Source organism: bacterium (assembly GCA_035528375.1).
Classification (GTDB): domain Bacteria; phylum RBG-13-66-14; class RBG-13-66-14; order RBG-13-66-14; family RBG-13-66-14; genus RBG-13-66-14.
Window position 1 is genome coordinate 1 of the sequence record DATKYS010000022.1, and the last position, 16,515, is coordinate 16,515.

Genomic DNA, 16,515 nt, shown 5'->3' on the forward strand with positions numbered 1-16,515 from the left:
GAGGCCATCAGGGCGTTGAAGGCCTCGGTGTCCTCGTCAATCAGCACGCGGAGCCTGTCGGCGGCCTCGGCGATCCCGGCGTTCTCCCCCTTGCACTCGTCCCAGAACTCCTCGTACCCCTTCTTCCCCGCGGTCAACCGGCAGACCATGGAGAGGAGGTTCGCTCCCAGACTGGCCGCCAGAGCCGCCGAGGAGCCTCCCCCGGGGGCCGGTTCCCTGCTGCCGAGTTTCTTCAGGAAATCCGTGATGGTGAGGTCCGTCAGCATCCGTTGCTCCTTCGCGTAACGGGGGGATTGGGAGCCCAGGCGTGTAAAGCCGTACACGTCAACTGAAGAGGTCCGAGAACCGTTGCGTTTTGGGTCGGGTTTCGTCGGGCTGCCGGCGGCGGTCCACCAGCCGACCCCGCTTGATGACGGCGACGACGTGGTTGACGCCCCAGGCGTAGATTAGCTCCTCGGGCGTGCTCACGTTCAGGATGATGAGATCGGCCTGCTTGCCCGGTTCGAGGCTGCCCACCTCTTTCTCGCGTCCCACGGCGTAGGCGGCGTTCACCGTGACGGCGTTGAGCGCCTCGCGCACCGTCAGACCGCACCGCATCACCCCGAGCTCGATGATCCGCCCCATGGAGAGGGTGTGGGAGGAACCGGGGTTGTGGTCCGAGGCCAGGGCGACGACGGCCCCGGCGTCTACCAGCTTGCGCCCCGGCGCGTATCGGTCCTGGAGAAGGAAGAAGGTGGTCGCGGGAAGGAGTACGGCCGCGGTCTTGCTTTTACCTAAAAGTTCAATCTCCTCGTCGCTCACGTAGGGCAGGTGGTCCACGCTGCGGGCGCCGACCTCGACGCCCAGCCGGGTGCCCCCCGAGAGGGAAAGCTCGTCGGCGTGCACCTTGGGTTCAAGGCCGTGGGCCCGGCCCGCCTGGAGGATGCGGCGGCTCTCCTCCACGGTGAAGGCGCCCCGTTCGCAGAAGACGTCGCAGAACTCGGCCAGTTCCAGGGCGGCCACCTTGGGGATCATCTTCTCGCAGACCAGGTCCACGTAACCCCCGCGGTCGTCGGCGTACTCGCGGGGCAGGGCGTGGGCGCCGAGAAAGGTCGGCACCAGGTCCCAGGGGCCCTCGGCGTCGAGCTCCCGGATGGCCTGAAGGATGGCCATTTCACCGGCTACGGAGAGGCCGTAGCCCGACTTGGCCTCGAAGGTGGTCACCCCGGCGAAGAACATGCTCCACAGCCTTCCCCGGGAGCTCTCGACGAGGTCGGATACGCGCATCTTCCGGGTGGCGTCCACGGTGGCCTGTATTCCGCCGCCGGCGGCCTGCAGTTCCTCGTAGCTCGCGCCGGCCAGGCGCTTCAGGAACTCGTCGGCCCGGTTCCCCCCGTAAACCGGGTGGGTGTGGGGGTCCACCATCCCGGGCATGACAATCCCGCCCCGGGCGTCGAGGAGGGTGGTGGGGACACCGCCCATCTGCATGATATCGGTAACGGGGCCCACGGCCGTGATCCGGCTGCCGGTGACGGCCACGGCGCCGTCGGGTACGGCGTGGAGCTCGTCCTGCTCCGGACCCCGCCGGGGTCCCTTCCCCGCGCAGGTAAGGACCAGCGAGGCATTGTGGACGATCAGATCGGGGTATCCGTCGTCCCGGGCGGTAACCTTGGGGGGTTTGGGCGGGTTCATAATTTTTTAGATTTGAAAGTCTATGATCTGGGAGTTCTTCAGGTTGTCCACCTGCATGTACCACTTGGCGGAATCTATGAAGGCGTCGGCGGGCGCCAGGCCGACGAGCTCGGTCTGGATGACGGGGACGCCGTAGCGGGCCGCCTCGCGCCGGATGGTTTCCACGACGCGGAAGAGCGGGGTCTTGGTGTAGTCCAGAAAATTCATCGAGATTTGGACCATGCCCGTTTTCCGGGTGAAAGAGCCCTGGTGGGTGACCATGGCGCCGCGCTCATCGTAGCTCTTGACGGCGACGGGGCCCTCCTCGTGGTCCTCGAGGTAGAAACCCGCCCCCTGGATGTGGACGAAGCCGCCCGAGGAGCCGCGGACGGCCTTGGCGATGCGCTTGGCGATTCCGGCGTCGGTGGTGCCCAGGTTGACGTTGAAGGCGATGAGGAAGGGCCGGCCGCCCATGATGGTCGCGCCGGCGGTGGGGTGCGGCTCGTCCGGACCGAAATCGGGCTTCCACAGGGGGTCCCGCATCTTCTCGGCGAGGCCCTCGTACTCCCCCTTGCGGATGTCGGACTGGCTCTGGCGGTGCGGGGCCGTCGCCGATTCGCGGTAGAGGTACACGGGCAGATCGAATTTTTCCGCCACGGCCCGGGCGCACTCCCTGGCCAGGGCGTCGCAGTCCGACATCTGCGCGTCGCGCACCGGAACGTAGGGGCTGACGTCCACCGCGCCTATGCGCGAGTGCTCGCCCGAGTGCTGGTTCATGTCTATGAGCTCGACGGCCCTGGCATAGAGGGCCAGGGTGGCCTCCCTGAGCCCCTTCGGACCGCCCACACAGGTGATGACCGAGCGGTTGTGATCCGGGTCGGATGAGAAATCCAGGAGCCTGACGCCCTCGATGGACTTCAAGGGCTCGACGCAGGCCTTTACGACATCGGCCCGCCGGCCCTCGCTGATGTTGGGGACCCATTCGATCAGCGCCGCCATTTACGCCCCTCCTCGCACCTAAAACGTTCCCGCCGCCGGTTTCCGCGACGGCGCAACTTTAAAATTCGATTATAACACGCGGGCGGTCGGCCCCCGGGATGCTACTCCACGATGAAGCCCCCCGAGGCGGCCTCGGAGCCGTCGAGCCTCACCCGGACGTCCCAACCGCCGGCCAGCCACACGCCGGGCTCGGTGTAGCCCTTGCCGCCTATGACGCGCAGGGAGCCCTGCCCCTCCGCGAAAACGGCGGATCGCACCTCCTCCCACCGCACCTCCCCGTCCGGTGCGGTCCAGACCACGGTGACCTCGTGGGCCTCTTCCGGGCCGGCCCCCTCACGTCCGAGCTTCAGGACCCACACCACCATCTCGGTCTCGACCAGGCCGAATCTCGTCGCGGGGGAGGAATAATCGCCGTGGCGGTAGAAATCGAGCGAGACGACCTGCGGCGGACGCGCCGTCGGCTCCACCTCCGGCTCCGTGACATCTACCGATTCGGCACCGACGGCCCCGGCCAGGGCCTTGGCCAGGTCCCGGCAGGCCCACGGCAGCTCGGCCGTCGTCCCCACGGTCACCGTCTCGCCCAGCACCGCCTCGGAGGAACTCACGTCCACCAGCCGGACCGCCAGGGTGTACGTCTCGCCCAGGGCGGAGAGGGAGCCCACGGCGATGTAGTCGGCGCCGGTCAGCGCGCCGAGCTCCGCGGCCTCGCCGGTCGTCATGCCCGCCGCGGAGAGCGACCGCTCCTCCATCACCCGCGCCAATTGCGACCGCTCGATGACCCGCACCCCGGGGAGACCGATGAGCTCCGTGCGCAGAATCTCCGCCACCGCCACCGCCTGCTCGGGGAAGACTCCCAGTGGCTGGAAATCGGTCACGGCCAGGTTCACGGGCTCGGCGGCGGCGGCCAGTCCGGCGGCGAACAGAAGGAGAAGGGCCGCTCCGCGCATCTGGACCTCCCTCAGACCGATCATTATAGCACCAAACCGCCGGGGATTCCCCGACGGCTCAAACGCGCAGGGCGGCCCCGGTCGCGGGCCGACACGATAAAAACGCAGGACGGCTCCGCAGGACGAGTCCTCCGCGGGCCGCCATGTATTGCGATGACGTAGGGCGGGGATTCCTATCCCCGCCGCTTTTTTATAAGGTAGCCCTCACCCTTAATCCTTCTCCCATTGGGAGAGGGAGACCATCGCACCCCCCACCCTAACCCTCCCCCCAGAGGGGAGAGGGGACATGCGGCAACCATCGCCTCAGCCCGCGACACGCATTTGCAATGATGTAGGGCGGTCCCGTAGGATGAATCCTCTGCGGGCCGCCGTTGTAATAATGAGATCAGGGCTGTTGGCGCTTGAAACGCCGCACCAGCCAGCGGATTGCGGAGTAGACGAGCAGCCCCCCGGCGACGATGAGAACGGTGGTCAGTAACTCCGACCCCTCGCAGGAGGCGGCTCAGGTGCTCCCCTGGGCCAGGGCCGTTCCCGCGGACGACGCCAGCGCCAGCAATGCCGTAAATTTCACCAAAGCCCCCTTCTCTTCGACCCTTCGAGGCTCCTTACGCCGGAATTTCAGGCCCGGTTCCACGCCGTGCCCGTCCAACGAGAAGGGGGCCCCAACGCCCCCTCCTGAATCGAACGGGCCGACGCCCTAGGCCCCTTCGCCGCACTTCACCAGGAGCTCGTGCCAGCGCCGGTCTATCTCGGCCTGGATCTCGTCAATGATGTCCTGCCGGAGCTCCGGCTTGAACAGGTGGCGGAAGCGCCCCTGCCCCTGAAGCCAATCCACGACGGGCTTCTTCTCCTTGGGCTTGAAGTTGAGCTTCCACTCGCCGTCAACGACCTCGTACAGGGGCCAGAAGCAGGTTTCCACCGCCAGCAGGCCGGTCTGGACCGTCTCGTTGGGGGAGATTTTCCACCCCGGGATGCAGGGCGAGAGGCAGTTGATGAAGCAGGGACCCTCGGTGTAGAAGGCGGTCCGGGCCTTTTTCATTAGATCGTTGGGCTTGGCGGGGATGGCCTGGGCCACGTAGGGCAGGCGGTGGGCGGCCAGAATCCCGGTCAGGTCCTTGTTGAACTGGGGCTTGCCGTAGGATACCTTGCCGGCGGGGGCGGTGGTGGTGCTGGCGCCGTGGGGCGTCGAGCCGGACCGCTGGTAGCCGGTGTTCATGTAGCCCTCGTTGTCGTAGCAGATGTACACCATGTTGTGCCCGCGCTCCATGGCCCCCGAAAGGCTTTGCAGGCCGATGTCGTACGTGCCGCCGTCGCCGCCGAAGGCCAGGAACTTGAAGTTGTGGGGCATCTTGCCCTTCTTCTTCAGGGCGCGGTAGGCGGTCTCGACACCGGAGCAGGTGGCGCCGGCGTTCTCGAAGGCGTTGTGGATGTAGGAGCACCGCCAGGCCGTGTAGGGGTAGATGGTCGTGGAGACCTCCATGCACCCCGTGGCCGCGGTGACGACGACCTCGTCCTCGGCGTCCAGGCTGTGGAGGACCTGGCGCATGAGCATCGTGGCGCCGCAGCCCGCGCACATGCGGTGGCCCCCGGAGAGCCGCTGCCGCGTCGTGAGGGCTATCTCTTTGAAACTGGGCATATCTCCTCCTCGGGCGCGCCGACGCCCGTTAAGCCTTGACCGCCGCCGGCTCGTGCTGGCGGACGTTTAAATATCCGTAATCATCCGCGCTACCGCCCCCGAGTATCCGGAAGAGGTCGTCGAAAACCTCCTCGATGTGGTAGGTCTCGATCTGGCGACCGCCGAGACCGTACATCCGGCTGATGACCTCGGGACGGGAATCCATCTCGTACATGGCGCTGCGCAGCTCGTTGTAGATCGCTCCGCCCATGGCGCCGAAGCTCACCGCGCGGTCCATCATCGCCACGCACTTCACGTGGGCCAGGGCCTTGGCGAGCTCCTCGCCGGGGAAGGGACGGAAGACCCGCAGGTTGATCGCCCCGGCCTTCTTACCCTGCTCGCGGAGCCGGTCCACCACGATGTTGACCGTCCCGCCGGTGGAGTTGAGGACCACGATGGCCACCTCGGCGTCCTCGAGCTTGTAGGTGCGGAAGTAGCCGTCGTCCCGCGTGCCGAACCCCTTGGCGAACTCCCTGGACACGTCGAGGATGACTTTGCGGGCGGCCTCCATGGCGTCTATCTGGCCCCGCTTGTGCTCGAAGTAGTAGTCGTGCAGATCCAGGGGGCCCATGGTTAACGGCAGGGCGGGGTCGAGCAGGGGGTACTGCGGGTGGTACTCGCCGATGAACTTCTTGACCTTCTCGCCGTCGTGGATGAGCACATTCTCCATGCCGTGGCTGGTGATGAATCCGTCGAAGTTGACCATCACCGGCAACAGCACGTCGGGGTGCTCGGCGATACGGATCGCCTGAATCGTGTTCTCGTAAGCTTCCTGGGCGTTCACGCAGAAAAGCTGGATCCAGCCTGAATCCCGGCACAGCATGGCGTCGGAGTGGTCGCAGTGGATGTTGATCGGCCCGGAGAGGGCGCGGTTGACGACGGGCATCACGATGGGCAGCCGCAGGGAGGCGGCGATGTAGACGATTTCGACCATGAGCGCCAGGCCGTTGGCGCTGGTGGCGGTCATGGTCCGGGCTCCGGCCGCCTCGCTGCCCACGCACGCGCTCATCGCCGAGTGCTCGCTCTCCACCAGAATGAGCTCGGTGGACACGTCGCCGTCGGCGTGGAAGTCGGCGAACTTCTGCATTAAACTCGTCTGGGGCGTGATCGGGTAGGCAGCCACGACGTCGGGGTCTATCTGCATCATCGCGTAGGCGGCCGCCTGGTTCCCCGTCAAGGCAAGCGTTTTCTCAGGCACGGCAAAAACCTCCTCGGGGCTCATAAACCCCGCTACTTGCTGGTCTCATTGACCATGGTGATGGCCTTGACCTTGGGGGGGCACACCTCGGCGCAGATGCCGCAGCCCTTGCAGTGCACCAGGTCGTGTCCGGTCATCTTCTCGGTCTCGGGATCAAAGGTGATTGCCGCATCGGGGCAGAAGATGAAGCAACGGAAGCAGTGGGTGCACTTCTCTGAGTCCCAGACCGGTCGGTCGGCGCGCCAGGACCCGGTGTTGTAATCCACGGCGTTCCCTGCGCGCAGGTAGGGGTGCAAGTCCGAGGCCACGATGTAGCCGGCCCTGGGGAGTTCCTTGTAACTCTCGTTCCCGTACTTGGGCTTGGCCAGTTGGCCGCGGCCGCCCGGACCCTTCGCCTGGTCGGGCTTGGAGAGCGAGACCGCCGCTTCCCGGATGGCCTTCAGGTTCCCCTCGAGCACGTCCTTGGAGAACACGTCCGTGTAGTTGGCCTTGAAGCTTTGGCAGATGTCGTCGGTGGAGAGCATGTCCACGAGGCCGGTCAGCGCACCTATCATGGGCGTGTTCGGCATCCGGCGACCCAGGTACTTCCGGCTGATGCCGGTCGCGTCCACGGTGAAGATGCGGAACCGGTGACCCTCGACGATATTCTCACGGACCTCGGCCGGCGCGAGCTCGGTGTTGACCAAGAGAATCCCGTCGTCCTTCAACCCCTCGCCCACGTCCACCACGTTCAAGAGCGTCTCGTCCAAAACGATGACGATGTCGGGATCGGTGACGGAGGAGTAGATGGTTATCGGTGAGTCCGAGATTCGGTTGAAGGCCTTGATCGGGGCGCCCATGCGCTCGGAGCCGTATTCGGGGAAGGACTGGACGTGCTTGCCCGTCTCCAGGGCCGCGTCGGCGAGCACCTTGGAGGCCGTCACCGCGCCCTGTCCACCCCGAGCGTGCCAGCGCAGCTCAAGCATCTTGGGCATCAATTACCTCCTGAGGGCAAAAAAAGGGATGCGCGTTTTTACGCGGTTGGGGAACGAAAAAGCCAGCCGGATGCTAACAAATCGCCGGCTGGAATACAAGGCGTCGCGGACCGTGGAATGCAGTTATTTCAAGATTTTTCCTCCCCGTCCGGCGCCGCCCCCGGCAGTTCCGGCGGCGCCTCCCCTGATAACACACCTGTAGTCAGAACGGACATGCGGACATCCAGGCTGTTGACCTCCTGCATAGCGCTGTCGTACTGGGAACGGGCGTTATTGATATGTTTTCCTAACAGGCGGAGCGGCTCCAACACCTTCTGCAACAAGGTTCGCAGACCTGAAAGGCCCTTGACGATTTCATCAACATGATCGGCTACCCGCAGGCTGTTCAGGCCCAGATAAATCGTCCTCAGGTAGGCGAAGAACAGGCTGGGGCTCACCAAGGCCATCTTGTGGCTGTTGGCGTAGCGGATTAGGTCGTCGGTGGGGTCCTCCGGGTAGCGATGGGTGGCCGCTTCCTGATAAATCCCCTCAGCCGGCAGAAATACGAGACCGAAGTCTATCGTCCGTGCATCCGGTCGGACATACTTCGAGGCCTCGTCTATCCGCTCTTTGACCGCTTTGACAAATTTCCCCCTTGCTTTCCGCTTTGTGTCGGTATCGGTGTTATCAGCCCCACGAAGCTGGTCGAATGCTGACATCGGAAACTTGGAATCCACGGGCACCAAACGGTCACCCAGGATGATTACCGCATCCACCTTGCCCAGCCCCGGTCCAAGCTCGTACTGCAACCGGTAGTATTCCGCCGGAAGAATTTCAGTAAGCACTAACTCCAGCTCCTGCTCCCCCAATCCACCCCTTTGTTTGGGCGCCTGGAGCAGTTCACTCAAGCGGCCGATTACCTGGGACTGCCGGTTGAGCTCATCTGCGCTTTTGGTGACATGCGTAAGCTGGTTCTGCACCTCACCGAAGAAGGTTGCCAGCTTGGTGCCCTGTTCTCCCAGGTTGCTCGTAAGGGATTGTTTGTTTTCCGCCAGTTCCCTTAACACCTTTACGTAATGGTCCGTCTGTTGTTGTCTCAGTCCCGAGAGCTCATCAGCCTGGCGCTGGGTGAGCGTGCGGAGCTCTATCAGTTCCTTCTGCGTGTCTCCTCCACGGCCGCGGCGGAAGAGGATTACAAACAGCAGTACAACCGCCAGACCGGCCAATCCCGCAATGATGTACTCCATACCGCCTCCTCTGGATTCATTCCAAGCTTACCACAGCCCTGTTACAAATCGGGTCCGCAATTTGGCAAGGCGCGGGGATTGCTGCTAAAATATTGACAGTCGAATTAAAACCGCCACCCCGGAGCGCGCGTCATGCCCCCTTCGTCCGGTTCCCCCAAGAGCGACAATCCGCTCTCCGAGGTCGGTTTAAACGCGGACTCGAGCATCACGGGCCTCTACTCCCCGAGCCGCCTCTCCGATCCGCAAACCTTGAAAAAACGGGAAACGTTCTGCGCCGACGTACTGGGAACCCGCCCCCTGGGCGGTACGGCCCTGGAGGTCGGCTGCGGGCTGGGCTACCTTGCCGCCGCCCTGGCCGGGCGTTCTGGGCACGTGGTCGCCCTGGACCGCTCGCTGACCCACTGCATCGTCGCCGTCTCCATCCTCTACTCCCTGGACAAGGAGAACGTCACCGTTTTCCACGGGAGCCTGCCGGGGCTGGCCGGGCCGAAGGACAAGGTCATCGCGCCCCGTGAACGCTCCTTCGTCCTGGCCGTTTCCTACGACGGCCTCCGCCGGAAGAATCTTATAGACTTCTCCCTGGTGAGCCGGTACGTCGAGCCGATGGGGATGGCGCTCATAGCCTTCCCGTCGTGGTGGTTCGGGGGCGGGAAGAGCGCCGTTGAACGGGATCTCTACGCGCGGGGTTTCGACATGGGCTGGGAGAGCGGCGACCTGGAGCTGGGCGGCGGGCTGGAGGAGTTGGATCGGGGCGAGGCGCCGCCCGAGCGGATCAAGCTCCCATACGCGGCGGCCATGAGCGACCTCGCCGGCGTGTACGATTTCAAGGGCAACCGGCCTCACCCCGATTGGCGAGGACCGGAGACCTTCGAGGTCGGCATGTCCTGGCGGCTCTTTCATCTGACCGCGGGGCGGGACGCGTAACGGTCGGACGACGGACCATAAACGACGGGAGGCCGCAGACCTCCCGTTTTTTTTGAAAAAAAAAGAAATGCCGATTACGGCTTGACGACCTTCCCGGAACGCAGGCAGCGCGTGCAGACGCGAATCCGCTTCACCTTCCCGTCCACCACGGCGCGGACCCGCTGGATGTTGGGCTTGAAGACGCGCTTGGTGTGCCGCAGAGAGTGGCTGACGTTTGACCCCGACCCGCTTTCCTTGCCGCAGATGTCGCACCGTAGACTCATGGCCCCGTCCTTATTTCTCCGGATGAGCGGCGGTAGCCTAACACGCCCGCGAGCCGCCTGTCAAGCCCCGTGACGTTCCTCTCACCGGTCCCGGACGCCGCGTTCGGGGTGGCGGGGGGCCCGGCGCTGCGTTATAATCACCCGCGCCACCCGAGGGAAATCAATGAGCTACCAGGTCATCGCGCGCAAGTGGCGGCCCCAGGTTTTCGGCGAGGTCATCGGCCAACAGCACATCTGCCGGATGCTCCAGAACGCCGTGAGCCAGGGCCGCGTCGGACACGCCTACCTCTTCGCCGGGCCGCGGGGGGTGGGTAAAACCACCACGGCCCGCCTCCTGGCGAAAGCGCTGAACTGCGTGACCGGCCCCACGGCGGAGCCATGCAATTCTTGCGACCAGTGCCGCTCCATCGCGTCCGGCGCCAACGTGGACGTCATCGAGATAGACGCCGCCTCGAACCGCGGCATAGACGAGATCCGGGCGCTGCGGGAGAACGTGAAGTTCGCCCCGGCGGGCGGCCGCTACAAAATCTACATCATAGACGAAGTCCACATGCTCACCCGGGAGGCCTTCAACGCCCTGTTGAAGACGCTGGAGGAGCCCCCCGAACACGCCGTTTTCGTCCTGGCCACCACCGACCCGGACAAGCTGCCCCCCACGATAATCAGCCGCTGTCAGCGGCTCACCTTCCGCCGCATCCCCACGGGCGAAATCGCCGCGCTCCTGGAGCGCATCGCCCTCGAGGAAGGCTACGAGCTGGACCACGAGGCGGCGCTTCTGGCGGCCCGTTCCGCGAGCGGAGCCATTCGCGACGCCGAGAGTACCCTGGAGCAGCTCTTCGCGTACGGGGAGAAGCGGATTACACTCGAGGATGCGCGGGCCGTCCTGGGCAAGGTCGGCGTGGACACCCTGATAGAGCTGACGGGGGCCGTGCTGGACGGTGACGCCGCGGCCGTCGTCCGCCGTGTTACCGAGACGGTGGATTCGGGGATAGACCCGCGGGTCCTCGCCGAGGAGCTCCTGGACCTGTGGCGCGACCGTTTCATCCACTCCCTGGGCGGCGAGGCCGAGGGGCTGGTCGAAGGGCCGACCGAGCGGACCCCCACCACATCGGAGCGCGCCGTCCCGCCGGAGACCTGGCTCTCGCTCCTGGCCCCCCTGCGCCGGACCCTGGTGGAGCTGAAGCTCTCCCGCCAGCCGCGCCTGATCCTCGAACTGGCCTTGGTGGAGCTTTCCCGGCTGCCCAGGCTGATTTCCCTGACCGAGCTGGCCGAGAGGCTGCGGGGCGTGGAGGGGGAAAACCCACCCGCCGCGCAAAAAAAAACTCACCCCCCGACCGGGGAGGGATTGAACGGGACGCTTAGGGAGCGGGAAAACGGAACCTGGGAGGCGTTCCTCCCCCACCTACGGAAGGCGAACACGAGCGTCGGAGCCTTCGCCGCGGAGGCCCGGGAGGTCCGCCTGGAGGACGACCGGCTCGTCCTGGTCTTCCCGCCCGAGTTCAGCTTCCACCACCAGCAGCTGCGCAAGATGGAGAACGTGCGGGTCGTCGAGCAGGCCGCGACGGAGTTCTACTCGAGGCCGCTGACCTTCGAAGCCCTCCTGGAGAGCCCGCCCGAGGGCCGTGAGGGTGCGACCGAGGAAACCGCCAAGGAGTTCCCGGCGGTCGGCGCGGACCTGGACGGCCTTTCATCCAAGGACCGGCAGGCGATCCAGAAGACGATCGAGGTTTTCGACGCCCGGGTGGTCAGGGTGGACGGGGAGCGCCGGGGCGAGACGTAGCGGAAGCGCGGGAGGTGACGGGGATGACGGCCGGCGGCTTGGAGAATATAATGGCCCAGGCTCAGCGGCTTCAGGCGAAGATAGCCGAGGTCCAGGCCAGGCTGAGGGAGACCTTCGTCGAGGGCCAGGCCGGCGGTGGGCTGGTGAAGGTCAAGATGAACGGGCGCCACGACGTCACCCGCGTGGTTATAGAGCCGGGGGCCGCGGCCTCCGGGGACGTGGAGCTCCTCGAGGACCTCATCGTGGCCGCCGTCGCCGACGCCCGGGTCAAGGCCGACGAGATGGTGCAGGAGGAGATGGCCCGGGCCGCGCAGGAGGTGGGGATACCCCCGGCCATCGCGGAGCAGATGATGGGCGGCGGTTTTTAAAAACACGGCCGGCCGCCCGTCCGCATTGGATTTATCGCCCAAACTGGGCTATACTACCAGCGGAACACACCGGAGCGGCCCATGAGCCCCGAGCAAGAAATCCCCGTTGACGTGGCCGGCATCGCCTTCGACCCCAAGAAGAAGTCGCCGGTGGTCATCCTGCGTGACTCCGTCGCCGAGCGGGTCCTGCCCATCTGGGTAGGCTCCTTCGAGGCCAACGCCATCATCGCCGAGAAGGAACACGTGAAGTCGCCGCGGCCCATGACCCACGACCTGTTGAAGCGTGTGGTGCTCACCCTTGGCGCAGCCGTGGACCGAGTGGTCATCACCGAGATTCGGGACAACACCTTCTATGCCGAGCTGCACCTGGTTTACGGCGAGGACGAGATTTTAGTTGACTGCCGGCCCTCCGACGGCATCGCCCTGGCGCTGCGCTTCAACGCGCCGATATTCGTGGCCGAGTCGGTGCTCGCCTTCGAGGAGTCCAAGCAGCAGTCGGCCGTATTGAACACGGAGGACCTCTCCCGCTTCCTGGACGGCCTGACCCCCGACGACTTCGAGAAGCGCTGAGGGCCTGGGCTAGGGGTAAAACAAAAGAACCGCAAGGTTCTTTTTTATCAGTTGGTGAATGACACGGCGAGCGGGTGTGGACACCCGCCCCAACGGCGGACAATCGCGAATCCAACCCGTAGGGGCGACCGGTAGGACGAGTCCTCCACGGTCGCCCGTCCCTGTGGTTGCCAAACGTAGGGGCCGACCGACCGGTCGGCCCGAAAAACGGGCGGGGTACGGAGCCCCCGCCCTACGTCCAATGTGAAATTGTGCAGGGCGGCCCCTCTGCGGGCCGCCGTGTGATAAAAAACGGCGGGGACTAAAGTCCCCGCCCTACATTTAGAACCACGCAATTGCCCGTAGGGGCGACCCTCCACGGTCGTCCACCCCTACCGCTTCAGCATCCCGATGATTTCCGGGATGACCTCGTGGAGGTCGCCCACGATGCCGAAGTCGGCGTAGTTGAAAATCGGCGCCCGCGGGTCCCGGTTGATGGCCACGACGTACTCGCTGGTTTTCATCCCGGCCAGGTGCTGGACCGATCCGGATATGCCGCAGGCGACGTAGAGCTTGGGCCGGACGGTGCGGCCGGTCTGGCCCACCTGGTGGGGATAGGGAATCCAGCCGGCGTCCACGGCGGCGCGGCTGGCCCCCACGGCGGCGCCCAGCGCCTCGGCCAGATCGTAGATGAGCCGAAAATTTTCCGGCTTGCCCACCCCGCGACCCCCGGAAACGATGATCCGCGCGTCGGCGATGTTGACCTCGGGCTCGGAGGCGATGAAGCGCTTGAGAATCGCCCTGAGCTCGGACTTGGACAGGGCCACGGCGTCCCGGACGAGCTGGCCCTCGTGACCCGGCACGGGGACGGGCGCGAAAACCTTCGGGCGGACGGTGGCCATCTGGGGGCGGTGGTTCGGGGTGATGATGGTGGCCATGATGTTGCCGCCGAAGGCCGGCCGGGTTTGGAGGAGCCGCCGGTTCTCGCGGTCTATGGAAAGCCCGGTGCAGTCGGCGGTCAGGCCGGTGTGCAGGCGGGTGGCCAGCGCCCCGGCCCAGTCGCGGCCGTTGGCCGTGGCGCCGAAGAGGATGACCTCGGGGCGGTGTCGCTCCACCACCTGGGCCGCCGCCTCGACGAATGTGTCGTTCGAGTAGCGCCCCAGGAGCGGATGCTCCGCGAGGTGTACCACGTCGGCACCGTGGGCGATGAGCTTTTTCACCAGGTGCTCGACGTCGTCGCCCAAAAGGAGGGCGGAAAGCGGCACGTCCAAATCGTCGGCCAGCTCCCGGCCCTTGCCGAGGAGCTCCAGGCTCACCGGGGCGACTTTTTTCGACTGCAGCTCCACCGCCACCCACACCCCGCGGTAATCCTCGAGGTCCACCCCGGCGGCGGCGTCGGGACGGTCGAGGATTATGGCCTCGACGGGGCAGCTCTCGACGCAGGCGCCGCAGTCGTTGCACCGCTCGTTCACCCGGACCAGCTCCTCCACCATTTCGAGGGCGCCGAAGGGGCAGACCTTCACGCACGCGGCGCAGCCGATGCAGAGCCTCTCGGAGATGCGCAGGTAGGGCATCAGCTTTCCTTCAGGATGCGGTTGTCCTCGAGCCACTTGACGAAGATGGCGGCGGCCTCGCGGGCCGGGGCCTCCGTCATCTCGCCCCCCGAGGACTGGGCGGAGGGGGTGAACACCCTGATTACCTGGGTGGGCGAGCCGGCCAGGCCGACCTCCTCCTCGCTCAAGCCCAGCCTGTCGGCGCTCCAGACCGGAATCTCCGCCGTTTTGGCGCGCCGGAGGCCGCGCAGACTGGGCAGCCGCGGCTCGTTGATGTCCTTCACCACGGCGACCACGGCCGGCAGCTTGGCCTCCAGAACCTCCCGCCCGTCCTCCAGAAGCCTCTCCACCTCTATCGCCCCGTCGTCGGGCCGGCCGATGCGGTCAATGTAGGTGAGCTGGGTCCAGCCGAGGCGCCGGGAGATGCCGGGGCCGACCTGCCCCGTGTCGCCGTCAATGGCTTGCTTCCCGGCGAACACGAGGACCACCGCCGGTTCGAGCCTCTCGATGGCCCGGGCTAAAACGAAACTGGTGGCCAGGGTGTCGGCGCCGGCGAAGGCGGGATCGGACAGGAGCACCGCGTCGTCCACGCCCATGGCGATGGCGTCCCGGAGCACCGCCTCGGCCTGGGGAGGACCCATGGTCAGGGCGGTGACCTTGCCTCCGTACGCGTCCCGGAGCTCGAGCGCCGCCTCCAGGGCGTAGAGGTCGTAGGGGTTGGTGACGCTGGGCACGCCCTCGCGGATGAGGGTGCCGCGCTTCGGGTCAATCCTGACCGTGGAGACGTCGGGGACCTGTTTGATGCAAACGACGTAATGCATACAAGGGCGTTCTAAAGCCTGGGTTTACGGTTGCGCCGTCGCAGATGTGCGGCTGCGCGGCTTCGCCGGCCGTGATAATAGCAGCGCCCCGGAAACGGGTCAAGCCGCGCCCGAGGAGCACCTGGCACCATTTTTGCGCACACTGGTAATCACGGTCCGACGCACGTGAATGCGCCACTTTTTACCTCTTCGCGGTCGCAGATACCGGCTTCGCCACCCAAGGATAGCGGCTCCACCCATGTGGAGACCCTAGTCACCCGTCTTGACCGAGTCCCCTCCAAGGCGTATAATCTCAACAAATAACGGAGGGGAAACCCCCGGGAACCATCGCACGCGATCGCTGGAACGATGGGTCGAAAAATAACAGGCGTCGTTTTACTGCTGCTGTCAGCCTGCCTGGCCGAGGCCGACGGGGAGCTCACCCTGGCCGACCGGCCCGTGGAGGTCTTGGAGGTCGCATACCCCACACCCGAGTTCATCGCCGAGACGACCTACCGAATCGGGGTGGACGACCTCCTGAGCATCACCATCGTCGGCCATCCCGAGCTCTCCGGGTCCTACCACGTGGACCCCGAGGGGTATCTGAACCTCCCCTACCTGGACGATTTCATCGCCGTCGGGTACACCCCCCACGAGCTGCGCAAGAAGTTGATCGAGGTCTGGTCCCCCTATCTGGGCCATCCCCAGATCGGTCTCGAGGTCCTGGAGTATTCAAGCTGCAGGGTTTACGTGCTCGGCGAGGTGAAAGACCCCGGCCGCTACAACTACCGGGTGAGGATGAGTCTGGTCGAGGCCCTGGCCGTAGCCAGCGGGTTCTGGGGCAACCCCGTGGAGAGCGAGGTCGCCATCATCCGTGTGTTGCCGGACGTGACCCGCCTCTACCTGGTTGACGTGCGGGGCATCCTGGAAGAGGGTCGGGCGGCTCTCGACGTACCGCTGGCCGCCGGGGACATCGTTTACGTCCCCCGCACGTTCATCGGCGACTGGAACGAATTCCTCAACAACATCGCCCCCACGCTCCGCGCCGTATTCGACGCGAACCGCCTGTACAACCTGAGCTGGTAGAGTGGAACAACCGACCAACCCGGGCCGCGGACGCAGCGCACCCAAGGTATCCGAATACCTCCTCGTTCTGCGGAAGCGGAAGTGGATAATCATCTTCGCCGTGCTGATCTCGCTCACGGTGGCCGCTTACCAATCCTACACCACTCCTCCGACCTACGTGGCGACGGCGTCCCTGGTTATCGAGACCACGGGGCAGAACAACGATCTCCTGCAGGGCTTTTACACGTCCTTCCAGCCGTACCGCCTGGAGACTGAGCTCCAGATCATCTCGAGCCGCTACATCTGCCTGGGCGTGGTCGAGCGGTTGGACCTCGCCTTCCATCCCCAAGAACAGCTTCCCGACGGCGTGTTCTTCCAGGATCCTTTCGTCGAAATAGGCTTCCCCGTCGGCTCGTACAGGGTGATCGAGAGCGAATCCGGTTTCTCGGTGCTGGACGACGCGCACAACGTCATCGGCGAAGGTCTCTACGACCAATCCTTCGTGTCGAACGACGGCTTTTTCGGCTTCACCCTCCACGATCCC

Annotated in this window: 17 protein-coding genes; 6 read left to right on the forward strand and 11 right to left on the reverse strand. The window is 65.3% G+C overall.

What is annotated here, in order from left to right:
• The 8 genes from VM054_01335 to VM054_01370 all read right to left on the reverse strand — a co-directional run.
• Positions 1–266 (reverse strand): cyclodeaminase/cyclohydrolase family protein (locus tag VM054_01335; GenBank protein ID HUT97700.1); only part of this gene is annotated, 266 nt, incomplete at its 3' end.
• Positions 267–324: 58 nt separating this feature from the next.
• Complete coding sequence (gene hutI, locus VM054_01340; protein ID HUT97701.1) at positions 325–1,671, reverse strand: imidazolonepropionase; 1,347 nt, start codon at positions 1,669–1,671, stop codon at positions 325–327.
• A gap of 6 nt (positions 1,672–1,677) precedes the next feature.
• Entirely contained in the window at positions 1,678–2,649 is a 972-nt protein-coding gene (gene ftcD, locus VM054_01345; GenBank protein HUT97702.1) for a glutamate formimidoyltransferase, read from the reverse strand.
• A gap of 101 nt (positions 2,650–2,750) precedes the next feature.
• Positions 2,751–3,596, reverse strand: coding sequence for a CsgG/HfaB family protein (locus VM054_01350; GenBank protein ID HUT97703.1), 846 nt, complete (start codon positions 3,594–3,596; stop codon positions 2,751–2,753).
• Between the two features lie 697 nt (positions 3,597–4,293).
• Entirely contained in the window at positions 4,294–5,232 is a 939-nt protein-coding gene (locus VM054_01355; GenBank protein ID HUT97704.1) for a thiamine pyrophosphate-dependent enzyme, read from the reverse strand.
• A gap of 28 nt (positions 5,233–5,260) precedes the next feature.
• On the reverse strand, positions 5,261–6,493 hold the full coding sequence (gene porA / locus VM054_01360) for a pyruvate ferredoxin oxidoreductase (GenBank protein ID HUT97705.1): 1,233 nt from the start codon (positions 6,491–6,493) through the stop codon (positions 5,261–5,263).
• A gap of 8 nt (positions 6,494–6,501) precedes the next feature.
• Positions 6,502–7,443 carry a 2-oxoacid:acceptor oxidoreductase family protein gene (locus VM054_01365; protein ID HUT97706.1) on the reverse strand — a complete coding sequence of 314 codons (942 nt, stop codon included), beginning with the start codon at positions 7,441–7,443 and terminating at the stop codon, positions 6,502–6,504.
• A gap of 128 nt (positions 7,444–7,571) precedes the next feature.
• Positions 7,572–8,669: a DNA recombination protein RmuC gene (locus VM054_01370; GenBank protein HUT97707.1), complete on the reverse strand. Its 1,098-nt coding sequence runs from the start codon at positions 8,667–8,669 to the stop codon at positions 7,572–7,574.
• Positions 8,670–8,801: 132 nt separating this feature from the next.
• Between VM054_01370 and VM054_01375 the strand changes: the two genes are divergently transcribed.
• The gene (locus VM054_01375; GenBank protein ID HUT97708.1) at positions 8,802–9,593 is read left to right on the forward strand and encodes a hypothetical protein; all 792 of its coding nucleotides are present in this window, start codon (positions 8,802–8,804) and stop codon (positions 9,591–9,593) included.
• Between the two features lie 74 nt (positions 9,594–9,667).
• On the opposite strand, the gene rpmB is transcribed toward VM054_01375, so the two are convergent.
• On the reverse strand, positions 9,668–9,856 hold the full coding sequence (rpmB, locus tag VM054_01380; GenBank protein ID HUT97709.1) for a 50S ribosomal protein L28: 189 nt from the start codon (positions 9,854–9,856) through the stop codon (positions 9,668–9,670).
• A gap of 163 nt (positions 9,857–10,019) precedes the next feature.
• Between rpmB and dnaX the strand changes: the two genes are divergently transcribed.
• From dnaX to VM054_01395, 3 genes are all read left to right on the forward strand, one after another.
• The gene (gene dnaX, locus VM054_01385) at positions 10,020–11,636 is read left to right on the forward strand and encodes a DNA polymerase III subunit gamma/tau (GenBank protein HUT97710.1); all 1,617 of its coding nucleotides are present in this window, start codon (positions 10,020–10,022) and stop codon (positions 11,634–11,636) included.
• Between the two features lie 23 nt (positions 11,637–11,659).
• Complete coding sequence (locus tag VM054_01390) at positions 11,660–12,004, forward strand: YbaB/EbfC family nucleoid-associated protein (GenBank protein ID HUT97711.1); 345 nt, start codon at positions 11,660–11,662, stop codon at positions 12,002–12,004.
• Between the two features lie 81 nt (positions 12,005–12,085).
• On the forward strand, positions 12,086–12,574 hold the full coding sequence (locus tag VM054_01395; protein HUT97712.1) for a bifunctional nuclease family protein: 489 nt from the start codon (positions 12,086–12,088) through the stop codon (positions 12,572–12,574).
• A gap of 371 nt (positions 12,575–12,945) precedes the next feature.
• Here the strand turns inward: VM054_01395 and VM054_01400 are convergent, their stop codons facing one another.
• Positions 12,946–14,127, reverse strand: coding sequence for an electron transfer flavoprotein subunit alpha (locus VM054_01400; protein HUT97713.1), 1,182 nt, complete (start codon positions 14,125–14,127; stop codon positions 12,946–12,948).
• On the reverse strand, positions 14,127–14,927 hold the full coding sequence (locus VM054_01405) for an electron transfer flavoprotein subunit beta/FixA family protein (GenBank protein ID HUT97714.1): 801 nt from the start codon (positions 14,925–14,927) through the stop codon (positions 14,127–14,129). Before VM054_01405 ends, VM054_01400 begins: the two co-directional genes overlap by 1 nt.
• A gap of 348 nt (positions 14,928–15,275) precedes the next feature.
• On the opposite strand from VM054_01405, the gene VM054_01410 reads away from it, so the two are divergent.
• Positions 15,276–15,992, forward strand: a complete 717-nt coding sequence (locus VM054_01410; GenBank protein ID HUT97715.1) for a polysaccharide biosynthesis/export family protein — start codon at positions 15,276–15,278, stop codon at positions 15,990–15,992.
• Between the two features lies 1 nt (position 15,993).
• On the forward strand, positions 15,994–16,515 hold a 522-nt coding region (locus VM054_01415), incomplete at its 3' end, for a Wzz/FepE/Etk N-terminal domain-containing protein (GenBank protein HUT97716.1).

What these genes read in the sequence shown, in the direction of transcription:
- VM054_01400 (HUT97713.1), bottom strand. Translation starts at nt 14,127, where the DNA reads ATGCCCTACCTGCGCATCTCCGAGAGGCTCTGCATCGGCTGCGCCGCG.
- rpmB (HUT97709.1), bottom strand. Translation starts at nt 9,856, where the DNA reads ATGAGTCTACGGTGCGACATCTGCGGCAAGGAAAGCGGGTCGGGGTCA.
- VM054_01375 (HUT97708.1), top strand. Translation starts at nt 8,802, where the DNA reads ATGCCCCCTTCGTCCGGTTCCCCCAAGAGCGACAATCCGCTCTCCGAG.
- hutI (HUT97701.1), bottom strand. Translation starts at nt 1,671, where the DNA reads ATGAACCCGCCCAAACCCCCCAAGGTTACCGCCCGGGACGACGGATAC.
- VM054_01410 (HUT97715.1), top strand. Translation starts at nt 15,276, where the DNA reads ATGGGTCGAAAAATAACAGGCGTCGTTTTACTGCTGCTGTCAGCCTGC.
- VM054_01365 (HUT97706.1), bottom strand. Translation starts at nt 7,443, where the DNA reads ATGCCCAAGATGCTTGAGCTGCGCTGGCACGCTCGGGGTGGACAGGGC.
- ftcD (HUT97702.1), bottom strand. Translation starts at nt 2,649, where the DNA reads ATGGCGGCGCTGATCGAATGGGTCCCCAACATCAGCGAGGGCCGGCGG.
- VM054_01405 (HUT97714.1), bottom strand. Translation starts at nt 14,927, where the DNA reads ATGCATTACGTCGTTTGCATCAAACAGGTCCCCGACGTCTCCACGGTC.
- VM054_01355 (HUT97704.1), bottom strand. Translation starts at nt 5,232, where the DNA reads ATGCCCAGTTTCAAAGAGATAGCCCTCACGACGCGGCAGCGGCTCTCC.
- dnaX (HUT97710.1), top strand. Translation starts at nt 10,020, where the DNA reads ATGAGCTACCAGGTCATCGCGCGCAAGTGGCGGCCCCAGGTTTTCGGC.
- VM054_01350 (HUT97703.1), bottom strand. Translation starts at nt 3,596, where the DNA reads ATGCGCGGAGCGGCCCTTCTCCTTCTGTTCGCCGCCGGACTGGCCGCC.
- VM054_01395 (HUT97712.1), top strand. Translation starts at nt 12,086, where the DNA reads ATGAGCCCCGAGCAAGAAATCCCCGTTGACGTGGCCGGCATCGCCTTC.
- VM054_01390 (HUT97711.1), top strand. Translation starts at nt 11,660, where the DNA reads ATGACGGCCGGCGGCTTGGAGAATATAATGGCCCAGGCTCAGCGGCTT.
- VM054_01370 (HUT97707.1), bottom strand. Translation starts at nt 8,669, where the DNA reads ATGGAGTACATCATTGCGGGATTGGCCGGTCTGGCGGTTGTACTGCTG.
- porA (HUT97705.1), bottom strand. Translation starts at nt 6,493, where the DNA reads ATGAGCCCCGAGGAGGTTTTTGCCGTGCCTGAGAAAACGCTTGCCTTG.